This window comes from Mesorhizobium sp. M4B.F.Ca.ET.203.01.1.1, from assembly GCF_004791025.1.
Lineage (GTDB): Bacteria > Pseudomonadota > Alphaproteobacteria > Rhizobiales > Rhizobiaceae > Mesorhizobium > Mesorhizobium abyssinicae.
On the sequence record NZ_SRUO01000140.1, the window covers coordinates 1 to 349 of the forward strand.

Consider the following 349-nt stretch of genomic DNA (forward strand, 5'->3'; position numbering starts at 1 on the left):
CTTTCGATCTGGAAGGTGCCCAGCGTATCGGCCTTCTGGATCATGGCGTAGGTGGGACCGTCGCCCTGTGGCACGGTGGCGAGATCGTATTTCTCTCCTGTCCGTGCCTCCAGCATATCGAAACCGCGTTTCATGCAGGAGAGCATGCCGAGCGCCAGACAATCCATCTTCATGAACTTCATGATATCGATGTCGTCCTTATCCCATTCGATGATCTGCCGTTTGTCCATGGCGGCGGCGCCCACATTGATCTTGGTGGCCGCGGTAATTTCTTTCAAGGCGGACGCGACAAGATTGGTCTCGAATGTCAGCACGGCCTGATCAAGCGGAGTAAGATCGAACAGCTCGC

1 protein-coding gene is annotated in these 349 nt (G+C 55.6%); it reads right to left on the bottom strand.

What is annotated here, in order from left to right:
* A partial coding sequence (locus tag EN846_RS34015; protein WP_135928124.1) for a hypothetical protein occupies positions 1-349 on the bottom strand: 349 nt, incomplete at both ends.